The following is a 17856-nucleotide window of genomic DNA, read 5'->3' on the forward strand; positions in this document are numbered from 1 at the left end:
CTTCTATCTGAGCCCGCATAATCAATCTCAACACCCAAAGATAGAGCTAAAGTACTGGTCAAACCTATTACTTCATAAAGCGAAAAATTAGGATAAATTAAACAGAGTACTTTCTTCATAAGCATTTCCCTCTAGTTTACCGAAAAACAGAGGCTGGGCTGCAACCTCTGGATTTCTTCCTATCATTACGACGTTCAAAAACAAAGTCGGTTATACTTTGTTTTTGAACTAGTAAGGCGTTTAGGCAAGTCGCCATAGCGATTGCCGTAGAATGGCAATCACTTTAGTGAGTAGTCATTCTTAACGAGTTAAGCTGAATTGAGTTTCGGCTAAAAACTTCAGAAAAAAGATAAGCCATCTTTTGTGCATCGCACAAGGCGATGGCTTCCTATTTTTCTTTCGTTTTCTTAACGCCTCAACATCTTACTTCTCCGTAAACTCTCCGTCTACGACGTCATCGCCTGCGTTTCCTGTTGCTTGTGCGCCTTCTGCTCCTGCTTGAGCTTGTTGGGCTGCAGCGGCTTGTTCGTAGAGTTTCACTGCCAATGCTTGAGCTTTTTCGTTGAGAGCTTCCAATTTCGCCTTCATGTCGTCCAAGTTATTGTCTTCTTGCGCTTTCTTAAGCTCATCAAGGGCAGCTTGGGCAGCATCACGTTCTGCATCAAAGCCTTTGCCTTCAGTTTCCTTGATTGTCTTTTCAGTCGCAAAGATAGCTTGGTCCACTTCGTTACGAAGGTCTACTTCTTCCTTACGTTTCTTATCTGCTTCAGCATTTGCTTCTGCATCTTTCATCATGCGGTCAATTTCTTCGTCTGTCAAACCTGAGTTCGATTGGATGACAATTGTTTGTTCTTTTTGAGTTCCAAGGTCTTTGGCCTTAACAGACACGATACCGTTCTTGTCGATGTCAAATGTTACTTCGATTTGAGGAATTCCACGAGGTGCAGCTGGGATGTCTGTCAATTGGAAACGTCCAAGAGTCTTGTTGTCCGCTGCCATTGGGCGTTCACCTTGAAGAACGTGGATATCAACGGCTGGTTGGTTGTCTGCTGCAGTTGAGAAGACTTGAGATTTAGATGTTGGAATCGTTGTATTGCGGTCGATGAGTTTTGTGAAGACGCCACCCATTGTTTCGATACCAAGTGACAATGGTGTTACATCAAGAAGGACAACGTCTTTGACATCACCAGTGATGACACCACCTTGGATCGCAGCACCCATAGCAACTACTTCATCAGGGTTCACTGATTTGTTTGGTTCTTTACCAGTTTCAGCCTTAACTGCTTCTACAACGGCTGGGATACGAGTTGAACCACCAACAAGAATCACTTCGTCGATTTCTGACAAGCTCAAACCTGCATCAGAAAGGGCACGACGAACTGGAATCTTCGTACGCTCTACAAGGTCGCGAGTCAAATCATCGAATTTCGCACGAGTCAAAGTCATTTCCAAGTGAAGAGGTCCAGCAGCACCCGCAGTGATAAATGGCAAGCTGATTTGTGTTGAAGTCACACCTGAAAGGTCTTTCTTAGCTTTTTCAGCTGCATCTTTCAAACGTTGCACAGCCATCTTGTCAGCTGACAAGTCGATACCATTTTCTTTCTTGAATTCTGCTACCAAGTGGTCGATAATCTTTTGGTCAAAGTCGTCACCACCGAGTTTGTTGTCCCCTGCAGTTGCTAATACGTCGAAGACACCATCACCCAATTCAAGGATAGAGACGTCAAATGTACCACCACCAAGGTCGAATACCAAGATTTTTTCTTCTTTTTCAGTCTTGTCCAAACCGTAAGCAAGAGCTGCAGCTGTTGGTTCGTTGACAATCCGTTCTACTTCAAGACCAGCGATTTTACCAGCGTCTTTGGTCGCTTGACGTTGTGCATCGTTAAAGTAAGCTGGCACAGTGATAACCGCTTTGCTTACTTTTTCACCAAGGTATTCTTCAGCATAACCTTTCAAGTATTGAAGGATCATAGCTGAGATTTCTTGTGGAGTGTATTCTTTACCGTTTGCAGAAACTTTTTCAGAAGTACCCATCTTAGATTTGATAGAGATCACTGTATCTGGGTTTGTCACTGCTTGGCGTTTTGCAGCATCACCAACGATGATTTCACCATTTTTGAATGACACTACAGACGGAGTTGTGCGGTTTCCTTCTGGATTTGCGATGATTTTGCTTTCAGTTCCTTCAAGAACTGCAACTGCTGAGTTTGTTGTACCTAAGTCAATACCGATAATTTTAGACATGTGTTTTTTCTCCTTAAAATTTATCTTCTTTTTTTCTTTTTGATACTCTTCTTAAGTGGCGACACCGTCAGAGCTTGGCTTCGTCAATCTCTTTGACTAAACTTTGAGCCTAAAGTCTCAAAGTTTGCGCAAATAGCGCCACGGCGAAGAGTATCGCCTTCGGTTCGCTTCGCTCACTATTGGTAAAGCTGAACCATTGTTTATCATTCATTCATAGTTTATTGTCATTTCGGACAAGGTTCTTATTTTTTATGTTACGACACGAGAAGTCGAAATTATACGCAATAGCTGGTTGGCAGTTCACTTCGCAAACGCTCGTGACCAGCCTAATCACCCTTGCGGGGGTGCGTCAACGAAATCACAGATTTCTGACTTACCTCCTAGTTATAAACTACTACCATTGCTGGTCTTAGGATGCGGTCATGGAGTTTGTAGCCTTTTTGGAAGACTTGTGCGATGGTATCTGCTGGATGCTCGTCATCTGCTGGAACGGTTTGGATGGCCATGTGATAGTTATGGTCAAATGCTCCGTCCGCTGCGATTTCTTCAATTCCTTCTTCTTTAAGGGCATGAATCAAGCTTTCTTGTACCATTTCTAGACCTTTTTTGACATCGTCTGTCAAGCCTTCAACGGCAAGCGCACGCTCTAAGTTATCCAAAGAAGGTAAGATAGCTTTCCCTAAATCTTGGCTACGATAGCGTTGCAAGAGTTGACGCTCTTCGTTGGCTCGACGCTGAATGTTTTGCATTTCTGCATGAGCACGGAGATATTTATTTTCAAAATCTTCTGCCCGCTCATTAGCTAGCTCTAATTCTGATTTTTCAGGAGCAGTTTCTGCAACTTCTTCAGCGGTTTCTACCACTTCCTCTTCTTTTACTTCTTCGTTTTTTATTTCCTCAGACATTTTTCGCCTCCTTTTTAGGAATTTATGTAATTTCATTTTTAACTCACCTCATAATGATTGCTACTCAAATACCGATAGAAATCTGTGAGTTTCATAGTTAGGACTCGATTGACAACATTGAGTTGACTGACTACCTTCTGGTAATCCAGATTGACCGGACCGACCACTGCTAACATCCCAAAGCCCCGATAGGGAATCAGGAATTTGCTGGAAATCAAAGTTAGATTAGCCAGACTATCCTCTTGACTATCAGCGACTCGGACATTTTGCATCTGATTCTCGGCCAAACTATCACGAATTTCGAAGGCGACCTTCTGCCGGTCATCAAAGAACTGATAAGTCTTAAGATCCGCAAAGCGCAACAGCTGAACCTTACCAGCAAGGGCCACTTTCTCCACAAACATCTGAGCAAAAATATGCTCAAAGAGATCGAGGACATTGTCCGTCGTGGTAAAGTAGCGCTGGATAATCTGCGGAATTTCCGTCCGAATCTTGTAGTGGATATCCAAAACCGTTTGTCCTAGAAAGCGCTCCTGGATCATATCCCTCAAGCGCAGTAGGTCTTCTTGGAGAAAATTCCTAGGAATCATGAACTGACTGGTCAGGGTATTAGACTCATCCAGCGTAAAGACAGCTAAGGCTGCATGCTGGCTGAGCACGACGATGTCAAAAGCTGTCAGGCGCTGCCGACTAGGCTCGACATCCAGAGCTACAACCGTGCAAGCACTCAGCTCGGCTAAGACATCCGCCGCCCGCTGCAGGATATCTTCCAGCTTGAAGAACTCTTGGTCGAAGGCCTTTACGACCTCGTAGAGCTCATTTTCCGCCAGCTGATCAAAGGCCAAGGAATGCCGGACGAAATACTGGAAACCAGCGACACTGGGCTTACGGCCACTCGATGTGTGGGCCTTTTCCAGCAGACCTTCCTTTTCCAAGGCCGCCATGTCATTACGGATGGTGGCACTTGAGGACTGGATAGACTCTTGCAAGGTTTTAGAGCCGACAGGCTCCTGCGTCTTGGTAAAGATATCAATGATTAGATTTAAAATCTCATTTTGGCGCTCTGTTACCAAGAACCTCACCTCTCTTTAGAAAATTCCAGCCACTGGCAAGATTTTATTTTTCATATTTAGCACTCTAATGCCTCGAGTGCTAAACCATGATTCTATTATACACTCTTGAAAATGAAAGTCAAGACAAAAACTCAAAAAATTAGCACTCTTTTTGCAAGAGTGCTAAAAATCAGTCTCAAGTCCTAGAAAACTTTATTGGACAGGATTCCTTTTACAATTCTTTTGATGAGCTTTAAGCTTTTTCATAGCCCAATCATAGTGACTGGATGTTGCGCTGACAAAATAGGAGCCCAAGGTCGTTCCGCCCGTCCATTTATAAACTCCTTTAGAAAATAATTCTTCATTCGTAAAGGTTGCGGCTAGGTCTAGGACAGCTCTATGTGAACTAGCCAGCAAAGAACTTGCCTCCTCAAGAGAGGTCTGCTGGTGCTTTTCCCAAAATGCGACATTCATATCACCATAGGTTCTCCAATTGTAGGGAGCAGGCAGGAAGGACTTCTCTTCTCCTCTTTGATTGGCCTCTACCCAGTTTAGCAGCAGTTGGTGCCACTCATAAAGATGGATTAAGATATCCCTCAAGTTCCGATCGCGCTTCCAGTGGGCTTCTTTCTTTTTCTCATCCTTTGAAAAATCAAAGGGCCTCGCCAACTCGTCCGCTGTCATGTTCGAAATAAGCAGATTGAGTTTTTCGAGATTTTCTGTAGCTGCAGCCAGCAAATCGTTTTTTGTTGCAGGTCTCGGCATGTTACATTCCTCCTATCTGACAGCATACCTTAAGATAGTTTTCAACTTTTCTTCTGGTGTCCTATTTTGGTTGCTTAAGTAAATCTCTCTGTGAACTTGGTCGCATCTCTCCAGTCCCAAGCTGATTGCTAGCTCGTCCATTTTCTCAAAAGAGGCAGGCTCACTGTCATAACTTCCTATGTGTAAGACCTGAATAGCCCGCTCCTCTGGAAAGCTCTGTAAACGGATGGCATCGTAGAGGGGATTGGGCTTTTTCTTGCGGACATTCTCAAGCGCCACTGCAAAAATGTCCTGAGTGATGACAGTGGGCTGCTGAATCATGAGCTGATAGCGAAGCTGACTTTTATCGAAGCCTTCCCCAGTAGCTTTTTCCCAGATACCTTCCAAAGGATGGACCGTAAAATCCGTCACCTCGTCCTCCGCCTCATCTTTCATCATGGATTTAAAGAGCATTTTAATCGAATAGGCCAGCGAACAAAGGGCAGATACCCGCTCAGAGAAATCCGCTTCATTGGGGTCGCCCTCTCCTTCAATCAAAATGAACCGTTGACTCGGCACCTCTACCAGCTCTGGCTTTTGCTTGGCTCCATAAAGAGCTTTTTCACTCTTTCTCCATTCATATTTCATCTTGCTGCCTCCTGTTCTCTTCTTACTATTAGTATACAAAAAGATACCTGACACCCTATGTCAAGTTTTATATTTTTCTGCTAGCTTATGAATCATTTCTTTCATTTTCACTCGGATTTCGGGCGGCTCTAAGACCTCCACAGCGTCTCCAAAGGAAAGGATGTAACTATATAGACGATGGTCGTCGGGAATTTCTATTTCTGTGTACAGATTTCCTTCCGCATCTGTCCGAATGTCTCCACTTATTTCGTCATAAACTCTGAAAGCTACTTTGCGATCAAACTTGACTGCTAACTCAATCGTATTTTCATAGGTCAGTTCTTTTTCCAAGACGACATCTTCAAAGCTGTCCTCAAACCTTCCCTCCAGCCGCTCCAGATTTTTCAGTCGAGATAACTTAAAATACCTGAATTCCTGTCGCAAGAGGCAGAAAGCATAAAGATACCAATTCTGACTTTTAAACAACAAGCGCACAGGCTTGACACGACGACTTGTTTCCTGCTCATCACTAGCAAAGTAAGAAAAAGAAACAAGGTGCTTGCCTAGAATCGCAGTTTTTAATTGATGAAAGGTTTCTTCATACACTTTATCATTTTGCCAGTGATTAAAATCAACTTCAATCCAATTGGGATTTTTAACTTGAAAAAGCGCCGAAAGTTTTGTGAGAAGGTCACTCTGGTAAAGCTGACTGGTGCTATTCAGACCTTGCAGAGCCGCCATGATTTGCTCTTTCTCCTCCGCTGTCAGCAAGGACTTCCGCAAGACATAGTCCTCTGCGATTTCTATACCGCCACCCTTTCCTTGCGTGGTGTAAATCGGAATCCCCGCGCTGCTTAGAGAATCTACATCCCGATAAATGGTCCGGACCGAGACCTCAAATTTCTCAGCCAGCTCCGTTGCAGTCACTTTTTCTCTCTCCAAAATGTAGTACAATATCCGAAATAGTCTATTATTCTGCATGGTCACTCCATCTCCTCTACCTATTATACAATACTTGCCATGCGATGTCATGTTTACAAAAAAGCATCGTGACTATTCTGAAATGCCACGATGCCTCTTAATTAAACTATCTTAAAATCATTTCACACTGCTTGACTTGACTTTTCTTTTGACCATTTCACATTCTCATATACGAGTGAATAAGGACCTGCATCGCCATCTTCTCCGTCAAATATTAAATCAAATGTGATGGTTTTTCCTGCGGTTAGATTGGTGCCGATTTGTGTGTTATCAAAAGTGGAGCCATCTAAAATATAAACCTCATCATCCCGATCATATAAGCTAAATGAATACGGACTAAGCAGGATTTGTCGGCTAGACGTGTTTTCTACCGTCACTGAGGCGACAACAGCACTTCCTGTTGATTCATCACCCAAAGTGCGATCCTTATCCAAGCGGACAGAGTTTACTGTAATCTTGAGTCCTTCAGGAAATTCAACCGCCTCTCCCAATCGATAAGACTTATATTCAGCCGAGTAGCTATAATCATGGCTCTGTTTTGCTCGTAATTCTTCGTTTTCAACAGTTAGCCCTAGCGTTATAAGGAACAAGACCGCACAAAATATGGTCATGAGGAAAAGCACGATTCCCAATATCAAGGTCGTCCAGAACAGAGCCTGTTTATGAAGCGGCTTCTTTAACTGGTAAATCAAGCCCTTTCCATCCACTATAATCCCTTGTTTTTCATTTTCATTCATCACTCTTCTCTCCTAAACTTTTGAACCACTTCCTGTAACTGGAGCCAATGTCGGCAGAGCCACTCCTTCTTTTAACAGTGCCTCATGATAAAGTCTGTAAAAAATGTGGTAGATACTGGTCTGCATGCCGCCTTCCACCACTAGGCTGACCCGAAAATTAAACTGGCCACTCGCAGCCATCTGCGGTCCTAGAATATCAGGTTCTTTCAGAATTTCTGGATGCTCTGGCATAGCTTCCTCATTCACATTCGCAATAATCCGATAAATCTCATCCAAATCAGTCTCTGCATAGATGGGAATATCAATTAGAACCCGCATATCGCCACGAGAAAGATTGCTGACGACGGTGATATTTCGGTTGGGCACAAAGTGAAGTGTACCGTCCGCATCGCGAACCTGCGTGGTCCGAATCCCAACGCTGACGACTGTTCCGGCAATCTTGATAGCACCGTTGGTCAAGCGGACATTGTCTCCCACATCCAACTGTCGCTCTAGCAGAATAAAGAAGCCATTGACCAGATCAGACAGAAAGCCTTGGGCCCCCATCCCAATCGCTACGCCGGCAATTCCTGCCCCAGCTAAAAGACTCGAGACTGGCATACCCAAAATCGATAAAATCCAATAAAACAAAAGAAAATAAAGCGCATAATTCAGCAGATTCTCAATCAGGCGCGTAATAGTCTTTTGTCGAGCCTCATCCTGCCGAGATAATTTCAAAGATGGCGCAATAATCTTAGCTACCAAAAGATGAAGTGATTTCTTTGCAATATAAAAAAGTAAAATTAAAAATACTAAAGAAACTAACTTCGAGAATATTTCATCTAAAATACCGGACCAATCAAACTGCTGGAAGTATCGGGTAAATACATTGCCGGTTTTAGTCATAGCCCACCTCCTCGTAATGATAGTACCATTATACCATAAAGAAATTTTTCTGCCGAAATAGGATGTTCCTTAGTTTTCTTACCTCATTATTCCATTTATTCTTACTTCTCCTATCTATGCTTTAATACATAGGTACAATACTCCCTAACAATAAACTTTTAAAACAATTTTATCATTTGAATGAAGAAAACAACCTTTCCCACATAAGATAAAATCAAAACCCAACCTTCCTCTTCAGAAAAAACCAGCCTTACGACTGGTTTTCACTTATTTCTAAAGTTTTTCCAACTCTTCATTGAGCAGTTTTTGTGCTACTTGCGGGTTGGCTTGGCCCTTGGTGGCCTTCATGAGCTGACCGATCAGGGACTTAGCCGCATTCTTGTTGCCGCCCTTATAGTCATTGATAGCTTTTTCATTGTTGGCAAATACTTCTTGGATAATAGGAAGAAGCTGGGCAGGGTCTGAGATTTGAATCAGGCCTGCTTTTTGTACATATTCCTTAGCAGAGCCACCATTTTTAGCCAGATGAACAAAGACCTTCTTAGCAATCTTAGAGGAAATCGTACCGTCTGCAATCAAAGCAATCATCTCAGTCAGATTCTCAGGCGTCAGCTCAATCTCAGAGATGGTCTTACCTTCTGCATTGAGGTATTGCGCCACTTCCCCTTGGAGCCAGTTAGAGACAGCCTTAGCGTCACCACCTGCAGCAACAGCAGCTTCAAAGAAGTCTGACACAGCCTTCGTAGCTGTCAGCTGCTTGGCATCGTAGTCAGACAGACCGTAGTCGCCCACATATTTGGCACGGCGTTCTTTTGGAAAGGCTGGCAGGCTGCTGCGTACTTGCTCAATCCAAGCATCCTCGATCTCAAAGATAGGTAGATCAGGCTCTGGGAAGTAACGGTAGTCCGCTGAACCTTCCTTAACCCGCATGAGCAGAGTTTCGCCAGTCGCTTCATCATAACGACGGGTTTCCTGACGGATTTGACCGCCACTGCGTAGGATTTCTGCTTGGCGTTTTTCCTCAAATGCCAGACCCTTACGGACAAAGTTGAAGGAGTTAAGGTTTTTCAGCTCAGTCTTGGTACCAAACTCTTCCTGACCGTAAGGACGGATGGAAATATTAGCATCTACCCGCATGGAGCCCTCTTCCATCTTGACATCCGAAATGCCAGTGTACTGGATGATTTCCTTGAGAGCTGTCAGGTAAGCATAAGCTTCTTCCGGACTGCGCATATCCGCTTCAGAGACAATCTCAATCAGCGGCACCCCTTGGCGGTTGAGGTCCACATAAGAGTAGCCATCGCTGCCGTGGGTATTCTTTCCAGCATCTTCTTCCAAGTGGGCCCGCTCGATACGGATTTTCTTGGTCGTACCGTCTTCTAGCTCAATCTCAATCCAGCCATTGTAGCCAATTGGCTCATCAAACTGAGAAATTTGATAAGCTTTTGGATTGTCTGGATAGAAGTAGTTCTTGCGGTCAAAGTGCATCTTCTGGTGAATGTCCATGTTCAAAGCCAGAGCAGCCTTGATACCATAGTCAATAACACCCTTGTTCATAACAGGCAGTACACCTGGGAAGGACCAGTCAATGATATTGGTGTTGGCATTTGGATCTTCACCAAAGTGAGCTGGTGCTGGTGAGAAAATTTTTGAATTGGTCTTCAATTCAACGTGGACTTCCAGTCCGATAACTGTTTCAAAGTTCATTATTTTTCACCTCCAAAGATAAGTGGCTGCTGTTTGTGGTAGTCAGTCGTCGCTTCAAATGCTGCGGCTGCCTGATAGATGGTCGCCTCATCGAAATGGTTACCAATCAGCTGCAAGCCGACAGGAAGACCATCTGCAAAGCCAGCTGGGATTGAAATGCCCGGCAGGCCAGCCAGATTGACCGGAATGGTCAAAAGGTCAGCCAGATACATAGCCACTGGGTCTTGGTTTTGACTGCCCAAGTCATAAGCTACCGTTGGTGCAGTTGGGCCTAAGATTAAATCGTATTTTTCAAAAACTTTAGCAAAATCCTGCATGATCAAGGTCCGAACCTGACCAGCTTTCTTGAAGTAAGCGTCGTAATAGCCGGATGACAAGCTGAACGTTCCCAGCATAATCCGGCGTTTGACCTCTTCACCAAAGCCTTCACTGCGGGATTTGACATAAACATCTTCCAGATTTTCAATGCCTTCTGCGCGGTAGCCATAGCGAATACCGTCAAAACGCTGCAGGTTAGAGCTAGCCTCAGAGGAAGCAATGATATAGTAAACAGCCACGCCGTACTTGCTGTGAGGCAGGCTGACTTCTTCAACGATAGCTCCCAGGCTTTCCAAGTGCTTCGCTGCTGCTAAAATCGTTTCCTTGACCTTGCTGTCAATTCCCTCACCCATGTATTCCTTAGGCAGGGCAATCTTCATGCCCTTGATGTCTTGGCCAATCTTGCTGGTAAAGTCTGGCACTGCCTCTTGTGATGATGTAGAATCTTTAGGGTCATTGCCAGCAATAACATTCAGAAGCTGAGCATTTTCCTTAACTGTCTGAGAGAACGGTCCAATCTGGTCTAAAGAAGAACCAAAAGCAATGAGACCAAAACGAGAAACCCGGCCGTAGGTTGGCTTGAGACCAACTACACCGTTAAAGGAAGCCGGCTGACGAATGGAACCACCCGTATCTGAACCCAGTGACAGACGAACCTGACCAGAGGCAACAGCTGTCGCTGAACCACCAGATGATCCACCGGGAACCTTGCTGCTGTCCCAAGCATTCTTAGTCGTCTTAAAGTAAGAGTTTTCGCTGGATCCCCCCATGGCGAACTCGTCCATGTTGGTCTTCCCAACGATAATCATGTCCTTACCGTAGAGCTTCTCTACACTGGTCGCATCAAAAATTGGCTTGTAATTGTAGAGTATCTTGGAGGCAGCCGTTGTCAAGATTCCTTTGGTTGAGATATTGTCCTTAACCGCCAGAGGAATTCCGCTCATAAGATTGTCAGCATCAATACCCTTAGCATCCAGAGCCGCAGCCTGAGCCAAAGCTTCCTCTTCGCTGACAGTAATAAAGCTGTCCACAGCTGCTTCCCGTTCTTTGATGTCTGCCAAAGTTGCCTGAGTTAACTCTACCGCAGAAATTTCTTTCTTGACCAGCAAGTCATGCAGTTCTTCAATGGTCTTGTGATTAAAAGTCATTAGGCATCTCCTCCGTCATCTAGGATGGCAGGCACTTTGATGTAGCCCCGCTCTTTTTCAGGTACATTTTGGAAAAGCTCTTCCCGGTTCCAGCCCGGCTGAGCCACATCTTCTCGCATATAGTTGATATTGGCAGCTACATTAGAAGTGAAAGGCACCCCCTCCGTGTCCACTTCATTGAGCAATTCGACCATGTCGACAATCTTGGTTAAGGTCGTCGCAAATTCAGCTGTTTCTTCTGGTGAAAAAGCCAGTTTTGACAGCTTAGCAACGTGACTTACTTCTTCTTGAGTAATCTTCATCTCTGATTCCTTTCATAAGATATGTGAGCTTTAGCGACTGAAAATAAGAATTTGAGATGATTTTTTTATTTCCAGAGCTTCAGCTCACCTTTACTTTGACAAGCCAGGGACGCTCATTTATTTGCCATCCGCTAGCTCCTTTCTTCAGCTTCTTCCTGCTATTCTTCAGGAATTCGCATCATTTCATTTTACCATATTTCAGGCTAATTCTTCAATTCCAAATGCAGTTCTTTGAGCTGTCTTTGGTCCACCAAACTTGGACTTTCCAGCATAGGATCAAAGCCAGTACCATTTTTTGGAAAAGCGATGACTTGGCGGATATTTTCTTCCCCAGCCAAAATCATAACCAAGCGATCCAAGCCTAGAGCCAAGCCACCATGTGGTGGGAAGCCATATTCCAAAGCTTCTAGGAAGAAACCAAAGTCCCGTTCATAGTCTTCCCGGCTCATGCCCAATAGCTCAAACATCGCTTCCTGAGCTTTCCGATCATGAATCCGCAGACTCCCTCCGCCAATCTCATAGCCATTTAAGACGATGTCGTAAGCCTGGCTGCGGAATTGGCCTGGCTCCTGTCCTTCTTCAAAAATGCCCTGTGTGAAAGGATGGTGCATGGCTTGATAGCGGTTTTGGTCTTCATTCCACTCCAGCAACGGCCAGTCCACAACCCAGAGGAAATGAAGCAAACTCGGGTCAATCAAATCCAAAGCTTTTGCGACTTCTATACGCAGATGTCCCAAAGCTTCCTGAGCTCGACGCTTCTTGGCCATGACTAGCAGGATGAGATCTCCATCTTTGGCCTCAAAACGTGCCAGCAACTCCTGACTTTCAGTTTCAAAGGTGCTAGCCAAATCACCAACCAACTGGCTATCTTCAACCTTGAGACTGGCCAAACGACTGCAGCCAAATTCCTTCATTTCTTGATAAAAATGACTCAGCTGTTTCTTGCTAAAAGCACTAGCTGCATCTGGCACACAGATTCCCATCACTTCCTCTTGGCTATCCAAGGCTTTCTTGATGAGAAGCGAGTCATTGGACTGGCACAAATCCGTCAAACTCTTCAGCTCTAAACCAAAGCGTGTATCTGGCTTATCAGAGCCGAAGCGGCTCATAGCCTCTTCATAGCTGATAGTTGGAAAATCTTCCGTCAGCTCTAAACCATGAGTTTTCTTGACAACAGCCTTGAGCATGGCTTCAACCAGAGCTCGGATTTCTTCCTCGCTGGCAAAACTCAGCTCCAAGTCCACCTGAGTGAACTCCGGCTGACGATCGCCCCGCAAATCTTCGTCACGGAAGCAACGAACAATCTGATAATAGCGTTCGAGGCCAGCTCCCATCAGCAACTGCTTGAGCATCTGTGGGCTCTGTGGCAGCGCGTAGAATTGATTTTTAAAGACCCGACTAGGAACTAAAAAATCTCTGGCCCCTTCAGGTGTCGACTTAGTCAGATAAGGCGTCTCCACTTCCAAAAAGTCCAAACCGTTTAAATATTCCCGAATGGTTGAAGTGACCTGATGACGAAGCTTTAGGTTATGTGTCATCTTCTCACGCCGCAAGTCTAGGTAACGGTATTTCTGACGCAGGTCTTCGCCAGTATGGGCATGTTGATCCAGCTCAAAAGGCAGAGCCTTGCTGCTAGCAATGACTTCAATCTTTTCAGCTCGAAGCTCAACCTGACCAGACTTGATAGCCTTGTTGACAAAGCGCTCTTCACGCTGAACCACTTGCCCTGTCACTGCAATGACATCCTCTTTGCCAATGTCTTCCAGCTTAGCAAAATCTTCAATCTCACCGCCAACGAAGACCTGAAGCAAGCCCTCGCGGTCCCGCAATTCAATAAAGGCTAGTTTGCCGTGATTGCGGATATTGGCCACCCAGCCAGTTGCGGTCATGGTCTGTCCGACCTGCTCTAAACCATAGTTTCCGATAAAAATTTCTTTCATATTCTTTCCCCTTCAAATCCATTTGCAAGCTACCCTGTCCTTGAGCATATTGGCAACTTTCTTCCAGTATCTCCACTTTTCATTTTGCAAAACAAAAAGCTTCCGTCTATGAAACAGACGAAAGCCGTGGTACCACTGTTATTCGCCGCCTTAAAAGGCAGCCTCTGCGCTCGTAACGTGAGCGACGTTTGTGCTTGATCACACAAAAGATTACGAAACATGTTCTTCGGTTTTTGCTTCCTTGGTGCTGCTCTCAGCTATCAGCACTCTCTGTACAAGTCAGCAAGCCTACTCTGCTTCTCTTTTACTCTTAAATTGTATTTATTATAGTCGAACCTAAAACATTTTGCAAGTGGTTTAAGGCAAATTTGTGATTTTCCTCTGACAGAGAAGCCACTGCCGGCTCTACCACTTGGATCTGATAACCCAGATTATAGGCATCGATTGCCGTATGTAGGACGCAAATATCCGTCAAGACTCCTGTCAAAATGATCGTGTCTACCTTTCTCTCCCGCAGACGAATATCTAAGTCCGTACCAGAAAAAGCAGAATAATGGCGCTTATCCATCCAAAAGACTCGAGAGTCCGCTTGATGCTTGTCATAAAAATCCGCCAAGGGGCCATAAAGATTGCGACCGCTCGTTCCCTTGATATTGTGGGGCGGAAAAAGCTTACTTTCTGGGTGAAAGGCATCATTCTCATCATGGGCATCAATAGCAAAGAAGATATAGTCGCCTCGATCAAATGCCGCCTCGGTTACTTGGGAAATAGCTTCAGAAATCGCCTGAGCCGGCGCTCCTGCTGTCAACTTGCCCTCCTCTGCGACAAAATCAACCGTATAATCAATTGAAATCAGCGCTTTTGCCATTAGTAGTCCCTCTTTTTAATTTCATCAAAGACATCTGGAATCAGCACTTTCAGATAAGTCCCTTTCATTCCCAGCGAGCGGCTTTCAATAATCCCAGCGCTTTCTAATTTGCGCAGAGCATTGACAATCACTGAACGGGTAATCCCGATACGATCCGCAATAACAGAAGCCGTCAGCTGACCTTCATTGCCATTGAGTTCGCCTAAAATAGCTGAAACAGCTCTTAGCTCTGAGTAAGATAGGGTATTAACCGCCATGGTCACAGCTGTCCGACGGCGGATGTTCTTCTCATCCTCTTCCCGCTGGAAGTTAAGCAGCTGAATCCCGACCACTGTGCTGGCAATCTCGACCAGAATCAGGTCGTCATCCAAAAATTCTTTATCATTACGCCAGATAATCAGCGAGCCCAAGCGAATCCCTGAAACATGAATCGGCGCGATCGTGGTCAGCCCATCTGGAAATTCATCCTTGGTTTCCACTGGAAAAATGGTCAAATCATGCGTGACAGGCAGATTGGCCTCTGTCTCATAAACCATGTTCGCTTCTTGGACATAGCCTTCCGGGAAATTCTTATCCTGGAAAAAAGCTTCCACACGGTCATTATTGGTCTTATAGCGCATAAAATAGCCTAGAAGACGGCCCTTACTGTTAATGATACAGGCATTGCAATGAATAATATCAGCAAGCTGGCGAGTGATTGCATTATAAGGAAGTTCCTCTTGAAGCTGCTCTTCTGAACGTTTCAAGATAGAAGTAATTTTCCTAGTTTTTTCTAATAGGTTTGCCATACATTTACCTCGTATTTGATTTTCTAATTATAGCATGAAATCACTAAAATTTCAATAATTATCTGAAAATTGTGTATTGAAGAACAATTATCTACAATTCAACTAATGGTTCATTTTGAACCCTTTTAATTTGATATAGCTTATTTTATAACGAAAAGTGTCGAACCTTTCCAATCTTTTTAAAACAAAAATAGATAAAAAATTAGCTAAAATTTTCATCAAAAAACAGCTCCTGAGAGCTGTTGCAAATAAAGATTTAACGGCGATATTGGCGCAAGAAGCGCGTCATTTTTTCTTGGATTTGAGCTAGCTCATCCACCCGCGGTAAATAGACAATCCGAAAATGATCGGGCTCATGCCAGTTAAAGCCTCGACCATGAACAAGAAGAACTTTTTCCTGCTTAAGAAAGTCCAGCACAAACTGCTCATCATCATCGATGCGGTACATGTTTCGGTCAATTTTCGGGAAAATATAGAGACCGGCTTTAGGCTTAACAGCCGACAAACCCGGAATATCCTGAATAGCCTGATATATGAAGTTGCGCTGCTCATAAATCCGTCCACCAGGAAGCAGCAATTCGTCCACAGATTGATGACCACCGAGCGAGGTTTGGACAACTTGTTGAGCCAAGACATTGGAGCACAGGCGCATATTAGAAAGCATATTGAGCCCTTCGATATAGCCCTTGACATGCTGCTTGGGACCCGATAGGACCATCCAGCCGACCCGGAAACCTGCGATTCGGTGGGATTTGGAAAGACCGTTCATGCTGACACAGAAAAGGTCAGGAGCCAGACTAGCCACTGGCGTATGGACATGCCCATCCATCACCATGCGGTCGTAGATTTCGTCCGCAAAGATAATGAGATTATTTTGGCGAGCAATTTCCACAATCTCCAGCAAGAGATCCTTAGGATAAAGCGCTCCCGTTGGATTGTTAGGATTGATAATAATGATGGCTTTAGTATTGGACGTGATTTTTGACTTGATGTCATCAATATCTGGGTACCATTCTGCCTGCTCATCACAGACATAGTGAACAGCATTTCCGCCAGCCAGACTGACAGCCGCCGTCCAGAGCGGATAGTCCGGCATCGGCACCAGTACCTCGTCACCATCATCCAAGAGTCCTTGCATGGACATGACAATCAGCTCACTGACACCATTTCCAAGATAGATATCATCAATATTGACCCTAGGAAACTTCTTGAGCTGGCAATACTGCATAATAGCCTTGCGGGCTGAAAAAATCCCCTTGGAGTCGGAATAGCCCTCACTATCACGTGCATTCATAATCAAGTCATGGATGACTTCATCTGGTGCGGTAAAGCCAAACTCAGCCGGATTCCCTGTGTTGAGGCGGAGAATCTTCTCTCCATTAGCCCGCATCCGCATAGCTTCTTCCAAAACTGGCCCACGAATATCATAGGCTACATGCTCCAGTTTGCTGGACTTGTTAAATTCTTTCATCCTATTTTCCTCAATTCATCTGAATGGTTTTATTATACCACCAGAAAAAAAGATTGACAACAAATTAAAAAGAGGTCATTTTTTGTGCTCCTTTCCCTATATTATTGTTTACGCTCTTTGTAGCAAGAAAAACTTTTCATGCCTTTTCTGAAATAGATAGATAGATTTCGACATTTTGAGGGGATAGCACTTTAGTTTACAAAAAACCTCTTTTCTGATGTAAATGTTTTTTAAAACCTTAGTTATTTGACTATATTTGTGCTTCAGAATTTACTTAATCTTGACTTTTAACAGCTCATTTTGTTATTTTCATCATTTTTTAAACAGGTGACTTCATCAATATCTCTATCGTCTCGATTGCTACTCTATCTTTACTTTTTTTCTGAAAAGGGTTACAATAGAGATATTAAAATAGAATTTGAGTTAAAATACGGCTGCCTGATTTTCTTTCCCAAAGCACACTTAGGGCTTCAAAGATTTCGTTGCAGCTGCTTTTGAAACTCTCGTGTCCCTTATAAAGAACGGAGGTAGTCCCATGGTTCAACAAAAATATGAAAATATAATGGTCGCTGTTGATGGCTCACACGAAGCTGAGCTTGCATTTGAAAAAGGGGTGAATGTAGCACTCAGAAATGGTTCGCGCCTCACGATTGCTCATGTCATTGATACACGAGCTCTTCAAAGCATTTCAACCTTTGATGCCGACGTCTATGAGGAGCTGCAGGAAGATGCCAAAAAGTTGGCTGAAAAATATAAAGAAAAAGCTCAAAATGCTGGAATTAAGCACGTTGACATCGTTATCGAAATGGGAAATCCTAAAACACTTTTGGCTACAGAGATTCCTGATGAGCATAAGGTGGACCTAATTATGGTCGGCGCCACCGGACTCAACGCCTTTGAGCGTTTGCTGGTTGGCTCTTCATCAGAATACATTCTGCGTCATGCCAAAGTGGATTTGCTAGTTGTTAGAGATAAGGAAAAGACTCTGTAAGTGACCATCCTTACTCCATTTCTCTTCAAATACGGAGCATTTTAAAAGACCTGAGATGAGCATTGCAAAAATCAAATCTCAGGTCTTTTTTTCTATTTTGGCTGAGCTCCTGTCCAGTTTCTATATATTTATAATTGTTCAGCAC

At 44.1% G+C, this 17856-nt stretch carries 16 protein-coding genes and 1 pseudogene; 1 reads left to right on the forward strand and 16 read right to left on the reverse strand.

The window, feature by feature from the left end; translation table 11 throughout:
• The 16 genes and pseudogenes from STRDD04_RS11505 to STRDD04_RS07020 all read right to left on the reverse strand — a co-directional run.
• Positions 1-119: pseudogene (locus STRDD04_RS11505) on the reverse strand (DJ-1/PfpI family protein); the annotation flags it as partial.
• Between the two features lie 304 nt (positions 120-423).
• Entirely contained in the window at positions 424-2247 is a 1824-nt protein-coding gene (gene dnaK / locus STRDD04_RS06950) for a molecular chaperone DnaK (protein WP_062200611.1), read from the reverse strand.
• Positions 2248-2627: 380 nt separating this feature from the next.
• The gene (grpE, locus tag STRDD04_RS06955) at positions 2628-3152 is read right to left on the reverse strand and encodes a nucleotide exchange factor GrpE (protein WP_062200613.1); all 525 of its coding nucleotides are present in this window, start codon (positions 3150-3152) and stop codon (positions 2628-2630) included.
• A gap of 38 nt (positions 3153-3190) precedes the next feature.
• Entirely contained in the window at positions 3191-4225 is a 1035-nt protein-coding gene (gene hrcA, locus STRDD04_RS06960) for a heat-inducible transcriptional repressor HrcA (protein ID WP_062200614.1), read from the reverse strand.
• Positions 4226-4417: 192 nt separating this feature from the next.
• Complete coding sequence (locus STRDD04_RS06965; RefSeq protein WP_062200616.1) at positions 4418-4969, reverse strand: ClbS/DfsB family four-helix bundle protein; 552 nt, start codon at positions 4967-4969, stop codon at positions 4418-4420.
• Between the two features lie 12 nt (positions 4970-4981).
• A complete protein-coding gene (locus tag STRDD04_RS06970) occupies positions 4982-5596 on the reverse strand; it encodes a GyrI-like domain-containing protein (protein WP_062200618.1) in 615 nt (204 codons plus the stop codon).
• Between the two features lie 60 nt (positions 5597-5656).
• Positions 5657-6556 (reverse strand): helix-turn-helix transcriptional regulator, encoded by a 900-nt coding sequence (locus tag STRDD04_RS06975; RefSeq protein ID WP_062200620.1) that lies wholly within the window; start codon positions 6554-6556, stop codon positions 5657-5659.
• 122 nt (positions 6557-6678) lie between these two features.
• Complete coding sequence (locus tag STRDD04_RS06980; RefSeq protein WP_062200622.1) at positions 6679-7293, reverse strand: DUF4352 domain-containing protein; 615 nt, start codon at positions 7291-7293, stop codon at positions 6679-6681.
• Between the two features lie 12 nt (positions 7294-7305).
• A complete protein-coding gene (locus STRDD04_RS06985) occupies positions 7306-8178 on the reverse strand; it encodes a mechanosensitive ion channel family protein (protein WP_062200624.1) in 873 nt (290 codons plus the stop codon).
• 273 nt (positions 8179-8451) lie between these two features.
• Positions 8452-9885, reverse strand: coding sequence for an Asp-tRNA(Asn)/Glu-tRNA(Gln) amidotransferase subunit GatB (gene gatB / locus STRDD04_RS06990; protein ID WP_002917617.1), 1434 nt, complete (start codon positions 9883-9885; stop codon positions 8452-8454).
• Positions 9885-11351 (reverse strand): Asp-tRNA(Asn)/Glu-tRNA(Gln) amidotransferase subunit GatA, encoded by a 1467-nt coding sequence (gatA, locus tag STRDD04_RS06995; protein WP_062200626.1) that lies wholly within the window; start codon positions 11349-11351, stop codon positions 9885-9887. The genes gatB and gatA overlap by 1 nt, the downstream gene beginning before the upstream one ends.
• Positions 11351-11653, reverse strand: coding sequence for an Asp-tRNA(Asn)/Glu-tRNA(Gln) amidotransferase subunit GatC (gatC, locus tag STRDD04_RS07000; RefSeq protein WP_002896305.1), 303 nt, complete (start codon positions 11651-11653; stop codon positions 11351-11353). Before gatC ends, gatA begins: the two co-directional genes overlap by 1 nt.
• A gap of 203 nt (positions 11654-11856) precedes the next feature.
• Complete coding sequence (gene aspS, locus STRDD04_RS07005; protein ID WP_062200628.1) at positions 11857-13593, reverse strand: aspartate--tRNA ligase; 1737 nt, start codon at positions 13591-13593, stop codon at positions 11857-11859.
• 310 nt (positions 13594-13903) lie between these two features.
• On the reverse strand, positions 13904-14461 hold the full coding sequence (locus tag STRDD04_RS07010; RefSeq protein WP_062200629.1) for a cysteine hydrolase family protein: 558 nt from the start codon (positions 14459-14461) through the stop codon (positions 13904-13906).
• Complete coding sequence (gene codY / locus STRDD04_RS07015; RefSeq protein ID WP_062200631.1) at positions 14461-15249, reverse strand: GTP-sensing pleiotropic transcriptional regulator CodY; 789 nt, start codon at positions 15247-15249, stop codon at positions 14461-14463. The genes STRDD04_RS07010 and codY overlap by 1 nt, the downstream gene beginning before the upstream one ends.
• A gap of 256 nt (positions 15250-15505) precedes the next feature.
• Positions 15506-16720: a pyridoxal phosphate-dependent aminotransferase gene (locus tag STRDD04_RS07020; protein ID WP_062200632.1), complete on the reverse strand. Its 1215-nt coding sequence runs from the start codon at positions 16718-16720 to the stop codon at positions 15506-15508.
• A 535-nt stretch (positions 16721-17255) separates the two neighbouring features.
• Between STRDD04_RS07020 and STRDD04_RS07025 the strand changes: the two genes are divergently transcribed.
• Entirely contained in the window at positions 17256-17711 is a 456-nt protein-coding gene (locus tag STRDD04_RS07025) for a universal stress protein (protein WP_037615825.1), read from the forward strand.
• The last annotated feature ends 145 nt before the right edge of the window (positions 17712-17856 follow it).

The sequence above is a fragment of the Streptococcus sp. DD04 genome (genome assembly GCF_001578725.1).
GTDB lineage: Bacteria > Bacillota > Bacilli > Lactobacillales > Streptococcaceae > Streptococcus > Streptococcus sinensis.

Excerpts from the sequence above, each read along its gene's own strand:
- STRDD04_RS06970 (WP_062200618.1), bottom strand. The coding sequence starts at position 5,596 with ATGAAATATGAATGGAGAAAGAGTGAAAAAGCTCTTTATGGAGCCAAG.
- STRDD04_RS06980 (WP_062200622.1), bottom strand. The coding sequence starts at position 7,293 with ATGAATGAAAATGAAAAACAAGGGATTATAGTGGATGGAAAGGGCTTG.
- STRDD04_RS06975 (WP_062200620.1), bottom strand. The coding sequence starts at position 6,556 with ATGCAGAATAATAGACTATTTCGGATATTGTACTACATTTTGGAGAGA.
- dnaK (WP_062200611.1), bottom strand. The coding sequence starts at position 2,247 with ATGTCTAAAATTATCGGTATTGACTTAGGTACAACAAACTCAGCAGTT.
- STRDD04_RS07010 (WP_062200629.1), bottom strand. The coding sequence starts at position 14,461 with ATGGCAAAAGCGCTGATTTCAATTGATTATACGGTTGATTTTGTCGCA.
- gatB (WP_002917617.1), bottom strand. The coding sequence starts at position 9,885 with ATGAACTTTGAAACAGTTATCGGACTGGAAGTCCACGTTGAATTGAAG.
- grpE (WP_062200613.1), bottom strand. The coding sequence starts at position 3,152 with ATGTCTGAGGAAATAAAAAACGAAGAAGTAAAAGAAGAGGAAGTGGTA.
- STRDD04_RS06985 (WP_062200624.1), bottom strand. The coding sequence starts at position 8,178 with ATGACTAAAACCGGCAATGTATTTACCCGATACTTCCAGCAGTTTGAT.
- gatA (WP_062200626.1), bottom strand. The coding sequence starts at position 11,351 with ATGACTTTTAATCACAAGACCATTGAAGAACTGCATGACTTGCTGGTC.
- gatC (WP_002896305.1), bottom strand. The coding sequence starts at position 11,653 with ATGAAGATTACTCAAGAAGAAGTAAGTCACGTTGCTAAGCTGTCAAAA.
- aspS (WP_062200628.1), bottom strand. The coding sequence starts at position 13,593 with ATGAAAGAAATTTTTATCGGAAACTATGGTTTAGAGCAGGTCGGACAG.
- STRDD04_RS07025 (WP_037615825.1), top strand. The coding sequence starts at position 17,256 with ATGGTTCAACAAAAATATGAAAATATAATGGTCGCTGTTGATGGCTCA.
- codY (WP_062200631.1), bottom strand. The coding sequence starts at position 15,249 with ATGGCAAACCTATTAGAAAAAACTAGGAAAATTACTTCTATCTTGAAA.
- STRDD04_RS06965 (WP_062200616.1), bottom strand. The coding sequence starts at position 4,969 with ATGCCGAGACCTGCAACAAAAAACGATTTGCTGGCTGCAGCTACAGAA.
- STRDD04_RS07020 (WP_062200632.1), bottom strand. The coding sequence starts at position 16,720 with ATGAAAGAATTTAACAAGTCCAGCAAACTGGAGCATGTAGCCTATGAT.